The 18566-nt window shown below is 76.3% G+C and carries 17 protein-coding genes, 1 tRNA gene and 1 pseudogene; 13 read left to right on the top strand and 6 right to left on the bottom strand.

Annotation, left to right across the window (positions count from 1 at the left end; all coding sequences use genetic code 11):
• Positions 1–50 precede the first annotated feature (50 nt).
• Together IE170_RS06145 and IE170_RS06150 are read right to left on the bottom strand one after the other, a co-directional pair.
• Entirely contained in the window at positions 51–356 is a 306-nt protein-coding gene (locus IE170_RS06145) for a hypothetical protein (RefSeq protein ID WP_114057692.1), read from the bottom strand.
• 116 nt (positions 357–472) lie between these two features.
• Positions 473–649 (bottom strand): hypothetical protein, encoded by a 177-nt coding sequence (locus IE170_RS06150; protein WP_189808271.1) that lies wholly within the window; start codon positions 647–649, stop codon positions 473–475.
• Positions 650–798: 149 nt separating this feature from the next.
• Here IE170_RS06150 and IE170_RS06155 point away from each other — a divergent pair, with 149 nt between their 5' ends.
• The 3 genes from IE170_RS06155 (at position 799) to IE170_RS06165 (ending at position 4706) form a co-directional block, all read left to right on the top strand.
• Positions 799–1350 (top strand): GNAT family N-acetyltransferase, encoded by a 552-nt coding sequence (locus IE170_RS06155; RefSeq protein ID WP_229884612.1) that lies wholly within the window; start codon positions 799–801, stop codon positions 1348–1350.
• 1039 nt (positions 1351–2389) lie between these two features.
• The gene (locus IE170_RS06160) at positions 2390–3475 is read left to right on the top strand and encodes a hypothetical protein (RefSeq protein ID WP_189808272.1); all 1086 of its coding nucleotides are present in this window, start codon (positions 2390–2392) and stop codon (positions 3473–3475) included.
• A 76-nt stretch (positions 3476–3551) separates the two neighbouring features.
• Positions 3552–4706 carry an MrcB family domain-containing protein gene (locus IE170_RS06165; RefSeq protein WP_189808273.1) on the top strand — a complete coding sequence of 385 codons (1155 nt, stop codon included), beginning with the start codon at positions 3552–3554 and terminating at the stop codon, positions 4704–4706.
• 22 nt (positions 4707–4728) lie between these two features.
• Here IE170_RS06165 and IE170_RS06170 read toward each other — a convergent pair whose 3' ends face one another.
• Complete coding sequence (locus IE170_RS06170) at positions 4729–5727, bottom strand: DUF8829 domain-containing protein (RefSeq protein ID WP_189808274.1); 999 nt, start codon at positions 5725–5727, stop codon at positions 4729–4731.
• 68 nt (positions 5728–5795) lie between these two features.
• Between IE170_RS06170 and IE170_RS06175 the strand changes: the two genes are divergently transcribed.
• The 4 genes from IE170_RS06175 to IE170_RS06190 all read left to right on the top strand — a co-directional run bounded on the left by IE170_RS06175 (position 5796) and on the right by IE170_RS06190 (position 9770).
• Positions 5796–6599, top strand: coding sequence for a class E sortase (locus IE170_RS06175; protein WP_189808488.1), 804 nt, complete (start codon positions 5796–5798; stop codon positions 6597–6599).
• A gap of 20 nt (positions 6600–6619) precedes the next feature.
• A complete protein-coding gene (locus tag IE170_RS06180) occupies positions 6620–7003 on the top strand; it encodes a DUF6412 domain-containing protein (RefSeq protein WP_189808517.1) in 384 nt (127 codons plus the stop codon).
• Positions 7004–7132: 129 nt separating this feature from the next.
• Positions 7133–7822 carry a YidC/Oxa1 family membrane protein insertase gene (locus tag IE170_RS06185; RefSeq protein WP_189808275.1) on the top strand — a complete coding sequence of 230 codons (690 nt, stop codon included), beginning with the start codon at positions 7133–7135 and terminating at the stop codon, positions 7820–7822.
• Between the two features lie 1090 nt (positions 7823–8912).
• Positions 8913–9770 carry a fumarylacetoacetate hydrolase family protein gene (locus IE170_RS06190; RefSeq protein WP_189808276.1) on the top strand — a complete coding sequence of 286 codons (858 nt, stop codon included), beginning with the start codon at positions 8913–8915 and terminating at the stop codon, positions 9768–9770.
• Positions 9771–9858: 88 nt separating this feature from the next.
• On the opposite strand, the gene IE170_RS06195 is transcribed toward IE170_RS06190, so the two are convergent.
• A complete protein-coding gene (locus IE170_RS06195; protein ID WP_189808277.1) occupies positions 9859–11079 on the bottom strand; it encodes an ALF repeat-containing protein in 1221 nt (406 codons plus the stop codon).
• A 34-nt stretch (positions 11080–11113) separates the two neighbouring features.
• A complete protein-coding gene (locus tag IE170_RS06200) occupies positions 11114–12247 on the bottom strand; it encodes a Gfo/Idh/MocA family oxidoreductase (protein WP_189808278.1) in 1134 nt (377 codons plus the stop codon).
• A 53-nt stretch (positions 12248–12300) separates the two neighbouring features.
• On the opposite strand from IE170_RS06200, the gene IE170_RS06205 reads away from it, so the two are divergent.
• From IE170_RS06205 to IE170_RS06230, 6 genes and pseudogenes are all read left to right on the top strand, one after another.
• Entirely contained in the window at positions 12301–13449 is a 1149-nt protein-coding gene (locus IE170_RS06205; RefSeq protein WP_189808279.1) for an ROK family transcriptional regulator, read from the top strand.
• An 848-nt stretch (positions 13450–14297) separates the two neighbouring features.
• On the top strand, positions 14298–15074 hold the full coding sequence (locus tag IE170_RS06210; RefSeq protein ID WP_189808280.1) for a hypothetical protein: 777 nt from the start codon (positions 14298–14300) through the stop codon (positions 15072–15074).
• 121 nt (positions 15075–15195) lie between these two features.
• Positions 15196–15888, top strand: a complete 693-nt coding sequence (locus IE170_RS06215; protein ID WP_189808281.1) for a hypothetical protein — start codon at positions 15196–15198, stop codon at positions 15886–15888.
• 139 nt (positions 15889–16027) lie between these two features.
• A complete protein-coding gene (locus tag IE170_RS06220; protein ID WP_189808282.1) occupies positions 16028–16807 on the top strand; it encodes an HAD-IIA family hydrolase in 780 nt (259 codons plus the stop codon).
• A 78-nt stretch (positions 16808–16885) separates the two neighbouring features.
• Positions 16886–17617 (top strand): hypothetical protein, encoded by a 732-nt coding sequence (locus tag IE170_RS06225; protein ID WP_189808283.1) that lies wholly within the window; start codon positions 16886–16888, stop codon positions 17615–17617.
• Positions 17618–17627: 10 nt separating this feature from the next.
• Positions 17628–18275: pseudogene (locus IE170_RS06230) on the top strand (class F sortase); the annotation flags it as partial.
• Between the two features lie 215 nt (positions 18276–18490).
• Here IE170_RS06230 and IE170_RS06235 read toward each other — a convergent pair.
• Positions 18491–18564: transfer RNA gene (locus IE170_RS06235), tRNA-Lys, on the bottom strand.
• Positions 18565–18566 lie beyond the last annotated feature (2 nt).

An 18566-nucleotide genomic window follows, 5' to 3' on the forward strand; every position in this document is an offset into this window, starting at 1 on the left:
GGCCGCGGGGCGGGCCGGGGCCCCGCCCCGCGGACAGGCCGGGCGGGCCGTCAGTGGCGGTCGGAGACGAGCCACGCTGCCGTGGAGACGACCGCGGCCGCGCCGAAGACCGCCGGCCAGGCGCCGACCTTCTTGGCCAGCGGGTGCGCGCCGGCGAAGCCGGCCACGTACAGCGCGCCCAGTCCCGCCGCCGCGGGCACGCCTCCGCTCCGGTGCCACTCGCGCCCCGCCGCCAGCCCGGCCGCGCCGAGCACGACACCGCCCAGCGGCCGCTTCCCGCTCCAGCGGGCGGCGGCGTACCCGCCGACCAGCCCGGCGGCCGCCATTGCAGCACTCGGTACCCGTACCCGCGCCATGTCCAACTCCCTCGTTCGATTCCGTACGCCGTCGTGCGTCCTGCGTCGTGCGTCGTGGGCGCGTCCGCACCCGGGAAGCCCGCAGCTGCGGCCGCAGCCGCGCCCCCGCCCCGAGGCTAACGCGGCGGCTTGACCGCCCGCCGGGCCCCCAACCCCCCGAGCACCAGCACGGCGCCGCCGATCACCCCGTCCGGTACGGCGTCCTGCACCGTCCGCGGCAGCAGCGCCACCACGCCCAGGACGAGCAGGAACGCGAGCGCGCACCGCCCCGCGATCCGCAGCAGTCTGTCCACGCGCTGCTCAACGCGCCGCAGGGCCCGCCGACACGCGTTTCGGCCGGGGGATTTGCCACACACTCGCCGGATCTGTACGGAACGCGCCCTGCGGCCCGGCCGGGCGTACAGTCGCCTCCTCCCATCCCCTCCGGAGAGGCCGGGACATCGTGATCTGTTACGGAGAGGCCGTCCTCGACCTCGTCGACGAACTGGTCGACGCGTACGCGGAGGTGTTCTCGGCGCCGCCGTGGAACGAGGACGCAGAAACCATTCGCCGCTTCGGCCCCCGCCTGCGCGCGGACAGCCGACGCCACGGCTTCCGGGCGGCGCTCGCCCAGTCCGAGGCCGGCGTCGACGGCTTCGCCACGGCCTGGCTGACCCCCGCGGACCTCCCCGCGGACCGTGCGTACGGGCAGGTCGCCGCCCAACTCGGCCCGGCCCGCGTCCGCCGGCTGCTGACCGGGGCTCTGGAGGTCGACGAACTCGCCGTACGCCCCTGCGCCCGCGGCCGCGGCACCGGCCGCGCCCTCCTCGCCGAGATCACCGCCGACGCCCCCGACGGCCGCGCCTGGCTGCTGACCTCCCGCCTCGCCACCGACACGGTGGCCACGTACCGCCGCCTGGGCTGGCACGAGGTGGCCCCGCTGCCGGGCGTGCCGGAGCACACGGCGGTCGTCGTCTTCCTGGCGCCGCGCCATCCTGGCGCCGCCGGGCCGTGACCGCGGCACGCCGCGGCCGACGATGGCGCCGCCGGCCCGCCTCCCACCGTCGCGCGCGACCGGGGTCCCCCGCCCGGCCTGCCCCCGCCACGGCCGGTGACGCCGGTCCGCACCTGACCGCCCGGGCGGCCGGGCGCCGTCCCCGCCACGGCCGGTGACGCCGGTCCGCACCTGACCGCCCGGGCGGCCGGGCGCCGTCCCCGCCACGGCCGGTGACGCCGGTCCGCACCTGACCGCCCGGGCGGCCGGGCACCGTCCCCGCCACGGCCGGTGACGCCGGTCCGCACCTGACCGCCCGGGCGGCCGGGCGCCGTCCGCCCGACTCTGACCGCCCTTCCGCGGCCGCGGGTGGCGGTCCATCCCCTTCTGACCGCGCGCGGCCGTCGGCCGTCGGCGATGTCGGCCGGCCCGCCTCTGACCGCCCGGCCGCCGGCGGTGTCCGCACGCCCGCCCGCCCCACACCGCCCCGCCGCGTCCGGCAGGGTCCGCCCGTCCAGGACCGCTGTGCCGTGAGCGGCGGTGCCGGTCCGTACACCTGACCGCCCCGCCGCCGGCGATGCCCCGCACTCCCGCCCCCGGGCACACCCGCCACGCCAGGCGGTGTTGGTCCGCCGCGCCCGGCGGTGTCAGCATCCGCTCCGGCATCCCCGCCGCGCCCGCCGGTGTCGGTCCGTCCGCTCCTGGCGGCAGCGCCGTGCTGGCTGGCGTCGGTCCGTGCGCTCCTTACCGCCGCGCCATGCCGGGTGGTGTCGGTCCGCCCGTTCCTGACGGCTGTGTCGCGCCAGGGGGTGTCGGTCCGTCTGCCCTGTCCGCCGTGCCGCGAAGGGCGGTGCCCGCACGCCGCCCCAGGCATGCCCGACCCGCCGTACCAGGCGGTGTCGGTCCACCGACCACTCCCGCCGCGATGCGACAGGCGGTGTCCGCACGCCTGCCCCGGGCACACCCGCCTCGAGCCACCCGGCGGTGTCGGTCCGGCTGTTCCGTCCGCCGCGCTGCGAAGGGCGGTGTCCGCGGGCCCGCCCACGGGCATACCCGCGGCATGATCACATCGCACACGCGCACCCCCCGGGCCCGTACGCCCGTACGCCCCCGGCGGCGACCGCCGGCCGCACCCGTGCCGGGTTTCCGCCGCCAGTTCAGGCTGGCCACCCGGAGGCAGCTCGTCGCGTCCGGGATTCCCGCCGGAACCATCGCCTCCCGAAGCCGGCCCGGCGGCCCGTGGCAGCGGCTGCTGCCCCGCGTCTACCTGTTGCAGACCGGGCCTCCGGACCACCGCCAACGCGCCCTCGGCGCCGTCCTGTACGCCGCCGACCCGGGCTCCGACCCGCTCTCCGGCGACACCGCGGTCCTGACCGGCGGCGCCGCCCTGTCCCTGCTCGGCATCCCCGAAGCCCCCCGCGCCCCGGCCGACGTGCTGGTCCGCAGCCCGCGCCGTCCGGCGGGGACCCCGGAGGTCCGTACGCTGCCGACGGCGCGTTGGCCGGCGCAGACGATCACGGTCGCCGGCGTCCCGAGCACCCGCCCGGTCCGGGCGGCGGCCGACTACGCCGCCCGCGCCACCGACCCGCAGCAGCTCCGCGCGGTCCTGGCCCGCGTCGTCCAGTCGGGCTGGTGCCACCCGCACGACCTGCACGCCGAACTCCGCACCGCCCGCCTCCTGCGCCACCCGCAGATCCGCGCCGCCGCTGCCGAGCTCCTCGCCGGGATCCGCTCGCCCGCCGAGGCGCAGGCCCGCGACGCCCTCACCGCGGCCGGGCTGCCGCCGCCGCTGTGGAACGCCCGCCTCTACACCGCGGACGGCGCCTTCCTCGCCGCCCCGGACGCGTACTGGCCCGACGAGGGCGTGGCCCTGGAGGTCGACTCCGGGGAGTACCACTACACCCGCGACGCCTGGCAGGCCACGCTCCGCCGCCGCCTGCGCCTGGAGGCCCACGGCATCCTGGTGGTGAGCGCGACCCCGTCGATGGTCCGCGACACCCCGACCCAGGTCACGTCGGCGATCCGCACCCTCCTGACCCTGGCAACAACCCGCCCCACCCCACCGACGGCGACCCTGCGCGGCCACCACCAGTTGCTGCTGTTCGACGGGAGAGAAGGAGGCGCCGCCGGTCGGATGACGTCCTGAACTGATCGAAAGGGATTGACTCGTGCAGTGATTTGCATAGCGTCATGCCATGACGATCCGGGCTTTGCTCCTTGAGGTGGCTGACACGTACGACCAGAAGGCCGGCACGCGGACCCATGTGCCCGGCCAGCAGGTCTTGCGGGACGTGGCCAAGCGCGCCGACCTGGGGGTGCCGGAGGGGCTCGTCGTCGCCGGGTACGGAGGCAAAGGGACGGCCGCAGCCTCGCCGTGGATCGGCGTCTTCGACGAGGCGATCAACACCAACCCCAAGAAGGACCTGTACCTCGCCTACATCTTCAGCACGGACCTGACCTCGGTGACCCTGACGCTCCAGCAGGGGGTCACCGAACTCAGCGAAAAGATCAAGAACAAGCAGCCGTTCCTGGCGCACCTGCGGCGCCACGCGGCGCGGCTCGCAGCCGCCCTCCCGCAGTCGCTCACCAAGGACTGGAACCACCGTCCGGCGCTGGGTGGAGGGGACCGGCCGGAGGCGTACGCGGCGGCGAGCGTGGCCGCGCGCCGGTACGAGATAGCCGACATGCCGCCGGAAGAAGAGTTGCAGCGCGACCTGCGTGCCGCGACGAACCTCCTCCAGCGTGCCGCCGCGGCAGAGTCCGCGTGGCGGGCCGCGCGGGACGACGACGACCTCGACGTGCCGGTCCTGCCGCAGCAGCGCACTTCCGGCGAGGAGGGCGGCGAGTCCTCCGAATGCACCACCATGGAGGCCCCGAGCGCCCCGCCGGCAACCGTCGTGCGTGCAGCGGGCTTCAAGCCGCGCAACAGCGGCGACTACATCGCCCACATCGCTGCCCACCAGCAGGTGAAGAGCCGGAAGCACGAAGAACTGATCAAGGACTTCGCTGCGTACATCAGCAAGCGGGACTACACGCCGAAGAACCAGCACGTCCACCCGAAGGACCTGACCCTCCAGCCGTCCGACGCGGAACATGCGCCGGCGCCGGACGGACGGGAGTGGCTGGTTGAGGCGAAGGTCGTGCGCAAGGGCCGCGCGGACACCGCCGTACGGGAGGCGATCGGGCAACTACGGGAGTACAGCTACTTCCTGTACCGGGAGAAGCAGCTTCCCGCACCCCACCTGATCGCGCTCTTCTCCGAGGACATTGGTGTGTTCGCGCCCTACCTGGAGGACCAGGGCATCTCCGCGATCTGGCAGACAGCCGACGGCTGGGCCGGCACCTCGACCGCTGCCGCCTGGGGCATGGTCGACTGACGGCCCGCTGCTGGCCGGACTCCTACGCGGCGCCGTGGCATTCCGAGTACGGCTTGGTCGACGTGCACCAGCACGGGGCGTTCGGGGGCGGGGGCCAGGGGGTGGCCTTGCCTCGGGCTGCCAGGGTCGTCGCGTACTCCGGGAGGAGGGACGGGGATGCCGGGGAGGTCTTCTCCGACGCCGCGAACGCCTCGTACGACGGGACGCTTGCCGTGACGATGCCGAGGTTCGTCGTGCCGGAGGCGGCCAGGGCGCGCAGGGACGCCTCGACCTGGGCCAGGTGCGCGTCGTGCGAGGGGTATTCCGCGGCCAGCGTCGGGTAGCCCGTCAGGAGTTCGGCCAGCTCGCGCTGCGGCCAGTGCAGGATCGCCACGGGGAACGGGCGGGACAGGGCCGCGCGGCGGTCGCCCAGCTCCGCGCGGAGGCGGGCGATCTCGGCGCGGAGCTCGGCCGGGTCGTCGGAGCCGAGGGCCCAGATGCGCTTGGGGTCGTGCAGCTCGTCCAGCGGGATCGGGCCGGTGTGGCGGGTGTCCGCGACCATGTCCCAGTCGTCGTGCGGGAGTCCGAGGAGGCGGCGGACGCGGTGCCGGCCGGTCAGCAGGGCCGTCGTCGCCCGGGTGAGGGGGGCGTCCTCCGAGATCAGGAGCGTGGCCGCCTGGGTGAAGCACTCCTCCGACGCCGCCAGCTCGTCGTGGGCTTCGAGGGCCTCGGCGATGACCTCCCAGGGCGCCGGGTCCGCGGGGGCCGCGGCGCGGATGCCCTGGATGAGGGCGCGGGCCTCCGGCTCGTGCCCGTACTCCCACAGGTTCGCCGCCTGGAGCGCCTTGATCAGGTGCGGGTCGGCCGGCTCGCCGGCGAGGAGGCGGTCGTAGAGGGCGCTCGCCCGTTCCCGTGCGTCGGCCAGTTCGAGGTGGGCGGCGGCCTGGAGCAGCAGGGGCTCCTGGTCCTCGGGGTAGCGGGTCGCCGTGCGGATCAGGCGCTCGGCTTCGGCGATGTGCTCTGCAGGCGTGTCGGGGCGCATGGTTCACACCGTACTGCCGCTGGTCTGTTGGCGGGGGAGGTCTTAAGGTGCGCCCCGTGCGGGATCACATGCGTGTGGTGGTGCAGGGGCGCGGCGGGCGCTTGCGCCGGGGCGGTCCCGCACGGGTGCTGTGGGCGGCCGCAGAGTCGACCGTCACGCTGGGTGTGGTGCTGTTGTTGCTGGTGGTTCACCAGGTGTGGTGGACGAACCGGCAGGCCGCGGCCGCCGCGGGGCGGCGGGTCGCCGCGCTGGAGGAGGCCTGGCGGACCGGGGCGGGGGCGGAGGCCAGGGCGGGGGCGGCAGGGGAGCCCGTCGCATCGCCGGGGCCGGCCGGGGCGTCGCCGTCGCCGTCGGAGGCTGCCGGCGCGGGTGGGGCAGCCGATCGGCCGCGGGACGGGGCGGCGTACGGGGTGCTGCGCATTCCGCGGCTCGGGGTGGCCGTGCCCGTCGCGCGCGGGGTCGACAAGCGGAGCGTGCTCGACAAGGGGTACGCCGGCCACTACCCCGGGACCGCCGAGCCCGGCGCGCAGGGCAACTTCGCGCTGGCTGGGCACCGCAACACGCACGGGGAGCCGTTCCGGTACCTGAACCGGCTGCGGCCTGGCGACGAGCTCGTCGTCGAGGTCGGGGGGCGGCGGTACGCGTACACCGTCGACCGGGTCCTGCCCGAGACGGCGCCGCGCGACACCGGCGTGATCGCCCCGGTGCCGAGGAGCGCGGTCCGGCCGGCGTACGGGTACACCGAGCCCGGCGCGTACATCACGCTGACCACCTGCACGCCCGAGTACAGCTCCCGGTACCGGCTCGTCGTGTGGGGTGTGCTCGCCGGGAACCGATCCGGGGGCCGGGGCGTTGTCGGTACGGCTGGGTAGGATCGATCACCAGTACGCACATGCGCGGTGGAGAGGGGGCGGTCGACGTGGACGGGCTGGACAGCTCGCGCCGGGCGGGTTCGTTCCGGGCGCTGCTTGCGGCGTTCGCCGGCGCCGCCGCGCGCCTTGCGCCCCTGCTGCTGCTCGCCGGAGTCCTCGGGCTGGCCTCCGGGCAGGGCGGGCAGGGTGCGGTCGTCGTCGCCCTCGCGGCGGTGGCCGCCGCCGTGTCCGTGGGCGTCGCCGCCCTCGCGGCGCGGCTGGTGCGGCCCGTGCCGCCGCACCGAATACGCACGGCGATCCGTGACCGCGAGCAGCGCACCGCGTTCCTGCCGCAGCGCGATCCCGACGCCTCCGGCCGGTCGCGGCCGAGGGCACCCGGCCGTCTCGTCCCGACGGCCGCGTAGGGGCGCGCACAGCGCACCGCCACCCCCGGATCGCTTTCGCACCATCCGCTTTTGCTGTCGTGCCCCGCGCGGCTCGTCACGCCGAAATGCACCACTTCGACGTTCGACGAGACCCCTCGGAGGGCCCGCGTGTCCGTTTTCACCCGTGTTGTTGTCGAGCTGGGCCGGTTCCTGGAGCCGGCCCTGGCCGAGTCCGCGACCGCTGCCGCGATCGTGCTGTTCACCGTCCTCGTACGGCTCGCCCTGCACCCCCTCAACAGGGCCGCCTTCAAGGGCGCGACCCCCGTGGCCGGCTGCCTGCCGGTGCTGCTCCAGCTGCCGGTGTTCTTCCTGATGTACCAGGCGTTCACCACGTCGGAGGAGCTGCTGGGGCACCGCCTGTACGCGGCGCCGCTCGGCGGGACGTGGGCCGGTGCCCTGGGGGACGGCGGCCTGTTCGGCGCGCAGGGGCTGGTGTACCTCGCGCTGTTCGCGGTGATCGCCGCCGTTGCGGCGTGGAGCACGGTACGCGGGCGGCGGGCAGCGGCTGCCGCTGCCGCTGCGGCTGCCTCAGCGCCGGCCGTACGGGCCAAGGCTGCGGCGGGTCGTTCCGCGGCCGGCGTGCCCGAGCTGACCGCCGAGCAGCAGGAGGCGATGCGCCGACTGGGCGGCGTGCTGCCGCTGCTGTCCTTCGGGACGCTGGTGACGGCCGCCGTCGTGCCGCTGGCCGCCGGCCTGTACCTGGCCGCCACCACGGCATGGTCGGTTGCCGAGCGTGCATGGCTGGAGCACCGCAGGGACCGCCGCCTGGCGGTTGCCGAGAGCGGGGCGGCCGGCTAGGCGGCGGCGCACGGGTGGGTCGGCGGTCGAAGGGAGGGCGGCTGCCTGGGCGGCCCGGCGGGTGGCGGTGAGCCGGTGCGCCGGAAGGTGCTCGGCGGCTGGCTGAGGCCGCCCAGCGGGCGCCCACAGCGCGGACGCCGAATCACGCTGCGGGTCTCCCCGCCTGGTGGAGGTGCCCTGCTTGCAGGGCCGGCGAGCGAGCCTCAGCGGCTCTCAGCGGCCCGCTGCGGCCGGTCGAGGTGCCGCTCGCAGGGCCGGCGAGCGAGCCGCCGCGGCCCTCGGCGGCCCACTTGCGGCCGGCCGCGGCGGCCTCCCCCGGGTCGGCGCATGTGTGTCACCTCGCCCGAGTGCGCCCGGCGAGCGGGGGCGCCGCCGTGATCGGCCTTCGGGGGCGCGGCACCGTGGTCAGTGACACGGCGGCACAGGCGCGCCGCGAGCGCCGGTGGCCACCGTCGGCCGGGTCATCGCCCGCGGGCCGGGGCCACTGCGGCCAGCGCTACCGCCGGTCGTGCTCCCGTGGGTCGACGCCACTGCCGGGCCGGGGGTACAGCCGTACGGGTTGCCGTGGTCGGGGTGCCGACGCGACTGGTTCGCGCGGCGCGGCGCGGGGTGCCGAGGCGCCTGGTTCGGGCGGCCGCGGGGCGGCGGCGCGGCTGGGCGGTGCGGACGCGAGGTGTCGATGCTGCGGCTGGGCGGTGCGGACGCGAGGTGTCGATGCTGCGGCTGGGCGGTGCGGCTGCGGGGTGTCGATGCTGCCGGTCCGCGCGGACGACGGGTGTCGCTGCGGAGCTGGGCGGTGCGGACGCGAGGTGTCGATGCTGCGGCCGGGCGGTGCGGCTGCGGGGTGTCGATGCTGCGGCTGGGCGGTGCGCCTGCGGGTGTCGATGCTGCCGGTCCGCGCGGACGACGGGTGTCGCTGCGGGAGCTGCCGGGGCGGGCGGTCCGCAGGGTGGTGTTCCAGTCCGTGAACAGGGGGTTGCGGGTGGAACGGGGTTCTTGGAGGATCGACCAATCCTCCGATGGCCGCACTCCATCGTCCGGCCCGGGGCACGCCCATGGGCCGACCACCCACGACCACGGGAGAATGCCCATGAAGCTGCTGCGTGTCGGACCCGTCGGGGCGGAGCGTCCCGCACTCCTCGACCGGGACGGGATCCTGCGGGACCTGTCCGGCCTGGTCGCGGACGTGGACGGAGCCCTCCTCGCCGACGACTCCGCCCTGTCCCGGGTGCGCGCCGCGGCGCAGGCCGGGTCGCTTCCGGTACTCGACCCGGAGGGACTGCGGATCGGCGCCCCGCTGGGCCGGATCGGCAAGATCGTGGGCATCGGGCTGAACTACTTCGGGCACGCCGCCGAGATCGGGGCCGAGCCGCCGGCCGAGCCGATCCTGTTCCTGAAGGCCGCCGACACGGTCGTCGGCCCCGACGACACCGTGCTGATCCCGCGCGGCAGCGTGAAGACGGACTGGGAGGCCGAGCTCGGCGTCGTCATCGGCAGCACCGCCCGGTACCTGGAGTCCGCGGAGGAGGGCCTGGCGCACGTCGCCGGGTACGTGCTCGTCAACGACGTCTCCGAGCGCGAGTTCCAGATCGAGCGCGGCGGCACCTGGGACAAGGGCAAGAACTGTGAGACGTTCACGCCGGTCGGCCCGTGGCTGGCCACGGCCGACGAGATCCCGGACCCGCAGGCCCTCGACGTCCGGCTGTGGGTGAACGGGGAGCTCCGGCAGGACGGCAGCACCGCCGACCAGATCTTCCCCGTCGGCGAGGTCGTCCGCTACCTGAGCCGGTTCATGACGCTGCACCCCGGCGATGTCGTCATCACGGGCACGCCGGGAGGCGTGGCGATGGGGCAGCCGGAGCCCAAGCCGTACCTGCGGGCCGGCGACGTCGTCGAGCTGGAGATCGACGGGCTCGGGCGGCAGCGGCAGGAGTTCAAGGGCGCCTGAGCCGCCACGCCCTCCGGGCGCCCGGCCCCCGCCCCGAGCCGGCCCCCGCCCCGAGCCCGCCAAGGGCCCGGGGCCGGGGCGCCCCGTGTCAGCGTGCGGCTTCCGCGGTGCGGCGGCGGCGGGCAGCGACCAGCAGGCCGGCGCCCGCGCCCAGCGCGGCCGCTCCGGCTCCTGCCGCGACCGCGAGCTGCGCGTTCGCGCCGGTGCTCGCGAGCGGGCCCGTGCCGCCGGCCGGCGCGGCGTTGTTGCTGCTGCTCGTGGTGCCGGTTGCGCCGCCGGAGCCCGAGCCGGAGCCCGAGCCGTCGGTGCCCGCTCCGGCCCCGGCACCGTTCTTGCCGTCGGAACCGCCCTTCCCGCCGCCGTCCTTGCCGCCGTTGCCACCGCCCGCGGCCTTGTCCTTGTCGCGGGCCGTGTGCTGCCCGGTCGCGAGGAACTCGGCGCGGTCCGCGGGCGTTCCCTCCAGGGCGGCGTTGGCGGCCTTCTTCAGTTCCGGCCCGGCATCGGCGAGCATGGCCCGGATCAGGGCGGTGTTGTCGGCGTCGCGCAGCTCGTGCTGGGTGGTCGTCACGAACGTGCGCAGCTCCGCCGGGGTGGGGTTCTTCTCCAGCAGCGCGATGATGGCCGCCTTCAGGCCCGGCCCGGCGTCCTTGAGCGCGCCCAGCAGCACGACCCGGTCGTCCTCGGCGCGGACCGTGTGCTGCCCGGTCTCGACGAACGCGCGGACCTCCTCCCGCGTCCCGCCGTCCAGCAGCTTGTTCACCGCCTTGGTGATGCCCGGGCCGGCGCCCTTCAGCATCTTCGCCAGCTCGACCTTGTCGTCCTCGAAGCGGGCGACGTGCTGCCCGTTCTGCAGGAACTCCGTGATCGCCTCGCGGGTGTTGGCGGTCAGCGCCTTGCCGGCGGCCGCGCGCACCGCCTTGCCGCCGGCCTGCGCGATCTGCGCGACGCGCACCCGGTCGTCCTCCAACTGCTCCTGCGCCCATTCCACTTCCAGGAAGCGCCGCATGTCCGCGGCCGTCCCCTTCAGCGCCTTCTCGGCGGCCTCGCGGACGCCCCGCCCGCTCGCCGGGTCCGCCAGGATGGCCTGGATCGCGGCCCGGTCCTTCGCGGCCTGCGGGTCCTCGTCGGGCTTCGGCGCCGTCGTGCCGTCGGTGCCCGGGCCGGTGTCGGGGGCGGTCGGGGACGCCGGCAGGCCCGGCGCCGTGGTCGTGGCGCCGGCGGCGAAGGCCGGCGAGGCGATCAGGACGGCCGGGGCCATCGCGGCCGTCGCGGCCGTCGCCACGATCGAGGCGATCCGGGGCAGCTTCACAGAAACAGTCCGTTCTTCACACGTGTGATCATCTTCAGTTTTCGAAGGATACGGTCACCCCGTCCCGGGAGGAGACCCGTGCGGCCTCCAGCACCGCCAGGCACTGCGCCGCCTCGTGCGCGCTCACCGGCACGGGGCCCCCGTCACGGAGGGCCGCCGCCACGGCCGCGTAGTACGCCGGGTAGTCGCCCGGCAGCGTCGGCACCGGCGTCCCGCCGCCGGTCGCCGGGGACTCCCCGGATCCCAGGCGGCCCCACAGGTGCTCCGGCTCCACACCCCACGGCGTGCCCGTGGTCCCGGGCCGGTGGCCGTCGCGCAGGGCGGCCTCCTGCGGGTCCAGGCCGTACTTGACGAACCCGGCGCGGGAGCCGAGGACGCGGAAGCGCGGGCCGAGCTGCGCGGCGGTCGCACTGACGTACAGGTGGGAGCGGACGCCGCTCTCGTGCGTGATCGCGATGAACGTGTCGTCGTCCGCCTCTGCGCCCGGCCGGCGCACGTCCGCCTCCGCGTACACGGCGGCGGCCGGTCCGAACAGGACCAGCGCCTGGTCCACGACGTGGCTGCCCAGGTCGTACAGCAGCCCGCCGATCTCCTCGGGCGCGCCGGACTCGCGCCAGCCGCCCTTGAGCTGCGGGCGCCACCGCTCGAAGCGGGACTCGAAGCGCTGGACGTCGCCGAGTTCGCCGTCGGCGATGAGGCGGCGCACCGTGAGGAAGTCGTTGTCCCAGCGGCGGTTCTGGAACACCGACAGGAACGTGCCCGTCCGGTCGGCGAGCCCGGCGAGCTCGCGGGCTTCGGCGGCCGTCCCGGCGAGCGGCTTGTCGACGACGACGGGGACGCCGGCGGACAGGGCAGCCGTCGCGAGCGGGACGTGCGTCTTGTTCGGGGAGGCGACGACGACCAGGTCGACGGCGCTGCCGCCGCTCCACAGCTCCTCGGTGGACGCCGTCACCCGCACACCGGGGTACGCCTCCTCGGCCTGCGCCCGGCGCGCCGGGTCGGAGGTGACGACGGTGTCGAGGACGAGCCCCTCGGTCGCGGCGACCAGCGGGGCGTGAAAGACGGACCCGGCGAGGCCGTAGCCGACGAGGCCGACGCGGAGCGGGCCCCCGCCGGCGTGCGGGGGCGGGGAGGCGGGGGAGGGCGAGCCCGGGGCGATGGCGTTCATGCCCTCCACTTTGGCAACAGTGTTGCCTAAGTGCAAGGAAGGGAGACAATGGCATGGTGGAAAGAGGCAGCGTCACCCCTGACGACACCAGCAGAAGCAGCCGGGACCCCCTGCCCGGCGCGAACCTGGGGGCACTCCGCGGCCACAACGACGCCCTCGTCCTCGGCCTCCTCCGCGCCGCCGGCCCCGCCGGCCTCGGCCGCGCCGACCTGGCCGCCCGTACGGGCCTCACCCCGCAGGCCGTCAGCAAGATCACGGCCCGGCTGCGCGCCGAGGGCTTCGTCGCGGACGCCGGCCGCGGCGCCTCCACCGGGGGCAAGCCGCGCACCCTGCTGCGGCTCGCCGCGGACGCCCGGCACGCGGTCGGCGTGCACGCCGACCGGGACGAACTCCGTGCGGTACGGGTCGACCTGGCGGGCACCGTCGTCGACCGGCTCCGCACCCCCCTGGACTTCGCGGCCGGCCCGGACGCGGTCGCCGCCGCCGTCGCCCGCGCCGTCCACCGGCTGGCCGGACCCGCCGGGGCGCAGGCCCTCGCCGGCGTCGGGGTCGCCGCGCCGGGCCCGCTCGACTGGCGCACCGGCGTGATGGGGCGGGTCACGGGCCACCCGCAGTGGGAGGGCCACCCGCTGCGGCAGGCCGTCGCGGACCGCCTGCGGCCCGGGGACGGGGTCGGGGACGGGAACGGCGGCTCGGGCCCGCCCGTGGTGCTGGACAAGGACACCAACGCCGGCGCCGCCGCCTCCGGCCCCGACTCCGGCACCTCCCTCTACCTGCACGTGGGCACCGGCCTCGGCGCGGGCATCCGGCTCGGCGGCGAGGTCCACCGCGGGCCCCGGTCCGCCGCGGGGGAGTTCGGGCACCAGGTTCTGCTGCTCGACGGGCCGCCCTGCCGCTGCGGCGGCCGCGGCTGCGCCGAGGTGCTGTGCCTGGCGGCCGTCGCCCGCGGGGACCTGCCCGAGGCGGCCCGGATCCTCGGCGAGGGCGCCGCGAACGCCGTCGCCCTGCTCGACGCCGACCGGGTGTGGCTGGGCGGACGGGTGGTGCAGCAGGCGCCGGAGGTCTTCACGGCGGGCGTCCGCCGTGCCCTGAAAGCCCGCGCCTTCGGCGGCCCCACCCCCGGGGTCGCCACGGCCCGCGCGGGCGTGGCGGAGGGCGCGGCGGAACTCGCCCTGGCGCCGCTGTTCGGCCGCAAGGCGTGACGTACCGCCGGGCGGATGGCTCGGCGGCCGGCGACCTGGTGGCCGGCAAGGACCCGGCGACCGGGCAGGATCCGGCAGCCGGGCACAACCTGGGCGGTCGGTGAGGACACCGGCGCCGGGGCGCGGCGGCCGGGCAGCATCTGGCGGCCGTGAGGGCAAGGGTGGCCGGGGGAGGACCCGGCGGCCGGGCGGTATCCGACAGCGGAGGAGGACCCCGGCGGCCGGTGAGGGCAGCAGCGCCGGGGGCGGCAGCCAAGCGGATCCTGGCGGCCGGTGGGGAATCCGGCGTCGGGGAGGACGGCAGCCAAGCGGGACTTGGTGGCCGGCGAGAGCCGGGGTAAGGGACAGCCTGGCGGCCGGGCGGTGTCCGGCAGCTGAGCAGGACGTGGCGGCCGGTGTGGAAACCGGCGTCGGCGAGGACGGCGGCCGGGCAGGACTTGCCGGCTGCTGAGGACGCGGGCGGCCGGGAGGCAGCTGAGCACAGCCTGGGCGGTGTCGGCGAGGACCCGGCACCGGGGATGACGGCAGGCAAGCAGGGCCCGGCGGCCGGTGTGGATGCCAGAGGCCGGGGGAGGGTGCGGCGGCCGGCGAGGACACCGGCGGGCGGCGCGGACCTGGCGGCCGGGCAGACTTCGGCATCGTGCAGGAAGCCGGCGGCCGGTCAGGATTCCGCGTCGGCCGCCGGGCCCGGCGGCCGGCTGTGGGCCGAACAGGCGGAAAGCGGCCGGCCCGGGCGCGGCACCGGCGGCGCAGCCTCGCGCGCGTGGGAACGTGCGGGGCAGGCCGTGGTGATTGTCGCCTCGTCCGACCGTCAGCCCGTCCGGCGAGCAGCGAAGCGAAGGTCAGCCATGCGACTGCGCAAAGCCCTTGCCCTCTGCGCCCTCCTGGCGGCCGTGGCCGCCCCGGCCGCCGCCGCGGCGGCAGCCACCGCGGACGTCGGCAACGGAAGCGGCGCCCGCCCGGCCCCCGCGCTCCCTTCCCGGGCCCGCGCCTCCTGCGGCGACGGCAAGAGCACCGCCTTCCCCATCGGCGCGCGGATCCGCGGGGGACCGTCCGTCTACCGCACGGGCGGCGGTTCGCAGAGCTGGTTCCTGGACCTGACCAACACCACCGCGAGCCGGTGCACGGCCATCCACCCCGTCGTGGTGCTGGCGGACGAGGCGCGCGCCCTGCGCGCCGACCACCTCCGGATGGACTTCGACACCCCCGAGGGGACCCTGCCCGTCAGCCTGGAGGAGAGCGACCGCGACGAGATCATCGCCGTCTTCGACGGCGGTGACGCCTTCTCCGGCTACACGCTCGACGCCGGCGGCTCCCTGACCGTCAAGGTCCACCTGGCCTTCGCGCCGGACGCGCCCCCCGGCGAGGTCGTCGCGGACGCGGCCGTCGTCCAGCGGCGCGGCGACGACGGCGACTGGGTCGGCGAGGCCGGCGGCTACCGCTTCACGGTCGAGTCAGACGAGGAGCCCGTCCAGGCCGGCTCCCTCGCCCACACGGGCCCACAGGACCGCCACGGCGCAACCGTGGCAGCCACCGCCGTCACGACGGGCGCCGCCCTCCTCCTGGCGGCCCACCGTCTCCGCCGCCGCACGCAACCCCCGGTCCCACGCCGAACGACTGCCTGACCGGCACGCCGCCCGGCCCCGTGCCTCCCAACGCCGGGCCCGCGGCGAACCGAACCCATGCCGCGATGCGCGATGCGCGCCGGCGCCGGACGCGCGGCTCGCCGCAGCACCAACCACCCGCGTGCTGCCCCGCGGGCGCGCCCCTCGCCAACGGCGCCGGATTCCGGCCCGGTTCGGCTTCGGCGGTGCACGGGCCGTCGACCTGGCCGCCACCGCCGTCGCCCGTCTCGGCGTTTCCGCCGCGGGCCTCGGCGACGTGCCGCCCGCCGTCTCCGACGGGGACCCCTTCGACGCCCTCCGCCCCCAACTCCGCACTTGCTCCGACGAGACGGCCGTCCCCGCCGCCACCGGCGGCTTCACGCACACCCCGCCCGCCGGACGGTCCGTCGACAACTCCCGCACGGGCAGCGGCGGCGCCACCTGGTGGGCCGGATGGACCTTCACCGCCGACGAGTCCTGGTCCCGCTCCCCATCAGGCCAGTGGCGCGAGCCGAACGTCCGCTCCCGCGGGGCCCCGCACCGGCACCTTCGACTCCACGTCCGCGGCCCCCAAGTGGCCCGTCAAACGGCGGCAGTACGTGAGCCCTCCGCGACCGCACGCACCACCGGCACGAGCCCGGCCGGACCGCCCACGTGCTCGTCTCGTACGACGGCGCCGCCCCGCCGTCGTCAGGACCCGCCCCGTCGACGCCGTCGCCTTGAACGAGGCGGTCACCCTCCGGATGCCGCCCGGCGCCTCGACGTGCAGGTCCGCTTCCGGTGGGCCGGCGACAACCGCTGGTACCGGGCCGTCGGCGGCGTCACCCTCCGCTGACGCCGCCCCCGGCCCGTCCGGGCCGTGGACGCCCCGGGACGTCCGACGCCCGCCCCGCTAGGGTGGCGGTACAGACCACAGTGCACGGGGCCGGGACCGGGTCAGGGGCAACGGCCACCCGAGAGCGGAGAACAGTCCAGTGGCAGAGCGCAAGCCGATCGAATCCTGGCTCACCGACATGGACGGGGTCCTCATCCACGAGGGCACGCCGATCCCCGGGGCCGACGCCTTCATCAAGCGGCTGCGCGAGTCCGGCAAGCCCTTCCTGGTCCTGACGAACAACTCCATCTACACGCCCCGCGACCTCCAGGCCCGCCTGAGCCGCATGGGCCTCGACGTCCCCGTCGAGAACATCTGGACGTCCGCGCTGGCCACCGCCAAGTTCCTCGACGACCAGCGCCCGGGGGGCACCGCATACGTCATCGGCGAGGCGGGCCTGACGACTGCGCTGCACGACATCGGCTACATCCTCACGGACCACGACCCGGACTACGTCGTCCTCGGCGAGACCCGCACGTACAGCTTCGAGGCGATGACGAAGGCGGTCCGCCTGATCAACGCGGGCGCCCGCTTCATCTGCACCAACCCCGACGAGACCGGCCCCTCCACCGAAGGCCCGCTGCCGGCCACCGGCGCCGTCGCCGCGCTGATCACCAAGGCGACCGGCAAGCGCCCGTACTTCGCGGGCAAGCCGAACCCGCTGATGATGCGTACGGGCCTGAACGCGATCGGCGCCCACTCCGAGACCAGCGCCATGATCGGCGACCGGATGGACACCGACGTGCTGGCCGGGCTGGAGGCGGGCATGCAGACCTTCCTCGTGCTGACCGGCCTGACCAAGGTCGAGGACACCGAGAAGTTCCCCTACCGGCCCACGAAGACGGTCGACTCCATCGCCGACCTGGTCGATCTCGTCTGATCCGTTCGGGTGCGCGGCGCGCCCCTCCGGATGCGGAGCGCGCCGCGGCGCGTGAACCTCCTTGAGAGGAGGTTCACCATGCGCAGTGCTCTGATCGCCGTACGTGTCCGCCGCGGGGTCCGCGCGGGCGGGGTGGCCGCGGTCCTGGCGGCTGCGGCCGCGCTGGCGCCCGCCGTGCCCGCCGCCGCAACCGGGCAGAACCACGGGACCGTCTCGGTCGATCCGCACCGGGCGGCGCCCGGGGCGCAGGTCAAGGTGCACGTGACCGGCTGCAAGGGCCGCTGGGCGGTGGCGAAGTCCTCCGTCTTCGTCTCCGAGGTCCACCTGTCCGCCGGCCACGGCAGCGACAAGGCCGACAAGGCCGAGAAGCCGGAGAAGCCCGGCGGCACCGACAAGGCCGACGAGCCCGCGAAGGCCGCCGGGGCCGCCGCCAAGCCCCTGTGGGGCGACGCCGTGATCAGCTCGCGCGCCCGGCCGGGCCGCCACGAGGTCACCGTCCGCTGCGAGGCGGACGAGCTGCGCGGCACCGTCGAGGTCGTGGCGCACGGGCAGGGCCACGACACGCGCCCCGAGCCGCACACGTCGCCGGTCCACCCGGTCCACGCGGGCGGCGGCGGCATGGCCGCCGAGGTCGCCGACGCGTCCCGCATCGCCGGGCAGGCGGCGGCCGCACGCAAGGGCGAAGGCGGGGGCGAGGGCGACGGTCCGGGCCTGCCGCACACCGTGATCGGTGCGGTCCTGGCGGCCGCGGCCACCCTGGCCGTCGCGGGCCGGGCCCTGGTGCTGCGCCGCCGCCGCAGCGGCGAGTGAGGTCCGGGCGGTGACGGGCGCGGCCGGGCTGGGGCGGTCCGCCGGCGGGCGCCTGCTCGGCTTCGCCGCCTGGACGGTGCTCGTGCTCGGGCTGTGGCTGTGGGGCCGCGAGATCACCGGGATGCCGGAGCGGCCGGGCGCGGGGCCGTCCGGCGGGGCCGCCTACCCGGTGCCGGGGCTGCCCGCGGCGCACGCCCCGCTCGCGGCGTCGGTCCCCGTGCGGGTCGACGTGCCGTCGCTCGGCGTGCAGGCCCCCGTGGTCGCCCGCGGCCTCGACGCGCAGGGCGCGATCGACCCGCCGCCGTACGACCGGCCCGGCGCGGTCGGCTGGTGGGGCGCCGGGCCGAAGCCGGGCGCGGCCGGGGCCGCGCTGCTGGTGGGGCACGTCGACACCCGCTCGAAGCCGGCGGTCTTCTACGGCCTGAGCACGCTCCGGCCGGGCGCCAAGGTCCGGGTGGCGCGGGCCGACGGGGCGGTCGCCGAGTTCACCGTCGAGGACGTACGGGTCCACGAGCGCGCCCGCTTCGACGCCGACCGCGCGTACGGCCCGCTCGTGCCGGGGCGGGCCGAGCTGCGGCTGGTGACGTGCGGGGGCACGTACGACCAGAAGGCCGGCGCGTACACGGCGAACGTGGTGGTCTCGGCGTACCTGACCGGCCGCGCCGCCGCCACGCCCCCGGGCGGAGCAGGGCCGGGCGGCCGTACGGGTGCGAATCCGGGCGCGGGAGCGGCGGGAGCCGCGGGCGCGCCGGGGGCCCCGGGGCATCGGGCGGGGCCGGTGGTTCCGGTGCTCCCCGTGGGGCCGCCTGGAGGTCGGGCGGCATGACGAAGAAGCCCCTCGCAGTTCTCACTGCGAGGGGCTTCCCCTTGTCGTGCGCCGCCAGGGACTCGAACCCCGGACCCGCTGATTAAGAGTCAGCTGCTCTAACCAACTGAGCTAGCGGCGCCT

Origin of the sequence: Streptomyces toxytricini, assembly GCF_014649915.1 — a bacterium.
GTDB lineage: Bacteria > Actinomycetota > Actinomycetes > Streptomycetales > Streptomycetaceae > Streptomyces > Streptomyces toxytricini.

Excerpts from the sequence above, each read along its gene's own strand:
- IE170_RS06145 (WP_114057692.1), bottom strand. The coding sequence starts at position 356 with ATGGCGCGGGTACGGGTACCGAGTGCTGCAATGGCGGCCGCCGGGCTG.
- IE170_RS06160 (WP_189808272.1), top strand. The coding sequence starts at position 2,390 with ATGATCACATCGCACACGCGCACCCCCCGGGCCCGTACGCCCGTACGC.
- IE170_RS06170 (WP_189808274.1), bottom strand. The coding sequence starts at position 5,727 with ATGCGCCCCGACACGCCTGCAGAGCACATCGCCGAAGCCGAGCGCCTG.
- IE170_RS06175 (WP_189808488.1), top strand. The coding sequence starts at position 5,796 with ATGCGTGTGGTGGTGCAGGGGCGCGGCGGGCGCTTGCGCCGGGGCGGT.
- IE170_RS06180 (WP_189808517.1), top strand. The coding sequence starts at position 6,620 with ATGCGCGGTGGAGAGGGGGCGGTCGACGTGGACGGGCTGGACAGCTCG.
- IE170_RS06190 (WP_189808276.1), top strand. The coding sequence starts at position 8,913 with ATGAAGCTGCTGCGTGTCGGACCCGTCGGGGCGGAGCGTCCCGCACTC.
- IE170_RS06200 (WP_189808278.1), bottom strand. The coding sequence starts at position 12,247 with ATGAACGCCATCGCCCCGGGCTCGCCCTCCCCCGCCTCCCCGCCCCCG.
- IE170_RS06205 (WP_189808279.1), top strand. The coding sequence starts at position 12,301 with ATGGTGGAAAGAGGCAGCGTCACCCCTGACGACACCAGCAGAAGCAGC.
- IE170_RS06210 (WP_189808280.1), top strand. The coding sequence starts at position 14,298 with ATGCGACTGCGCAAAGCCCTTGCCCTCTGCGCCCTCCTGGCGGCCGTG.
- IE170_RS06225 (WP_189808283.1), top strand. The coding sequence starts at position 16,886 with ATGCGCAGTGCTCTGATCGCCGTACGTGTCCGCCGCGGGGTCCGCGCG.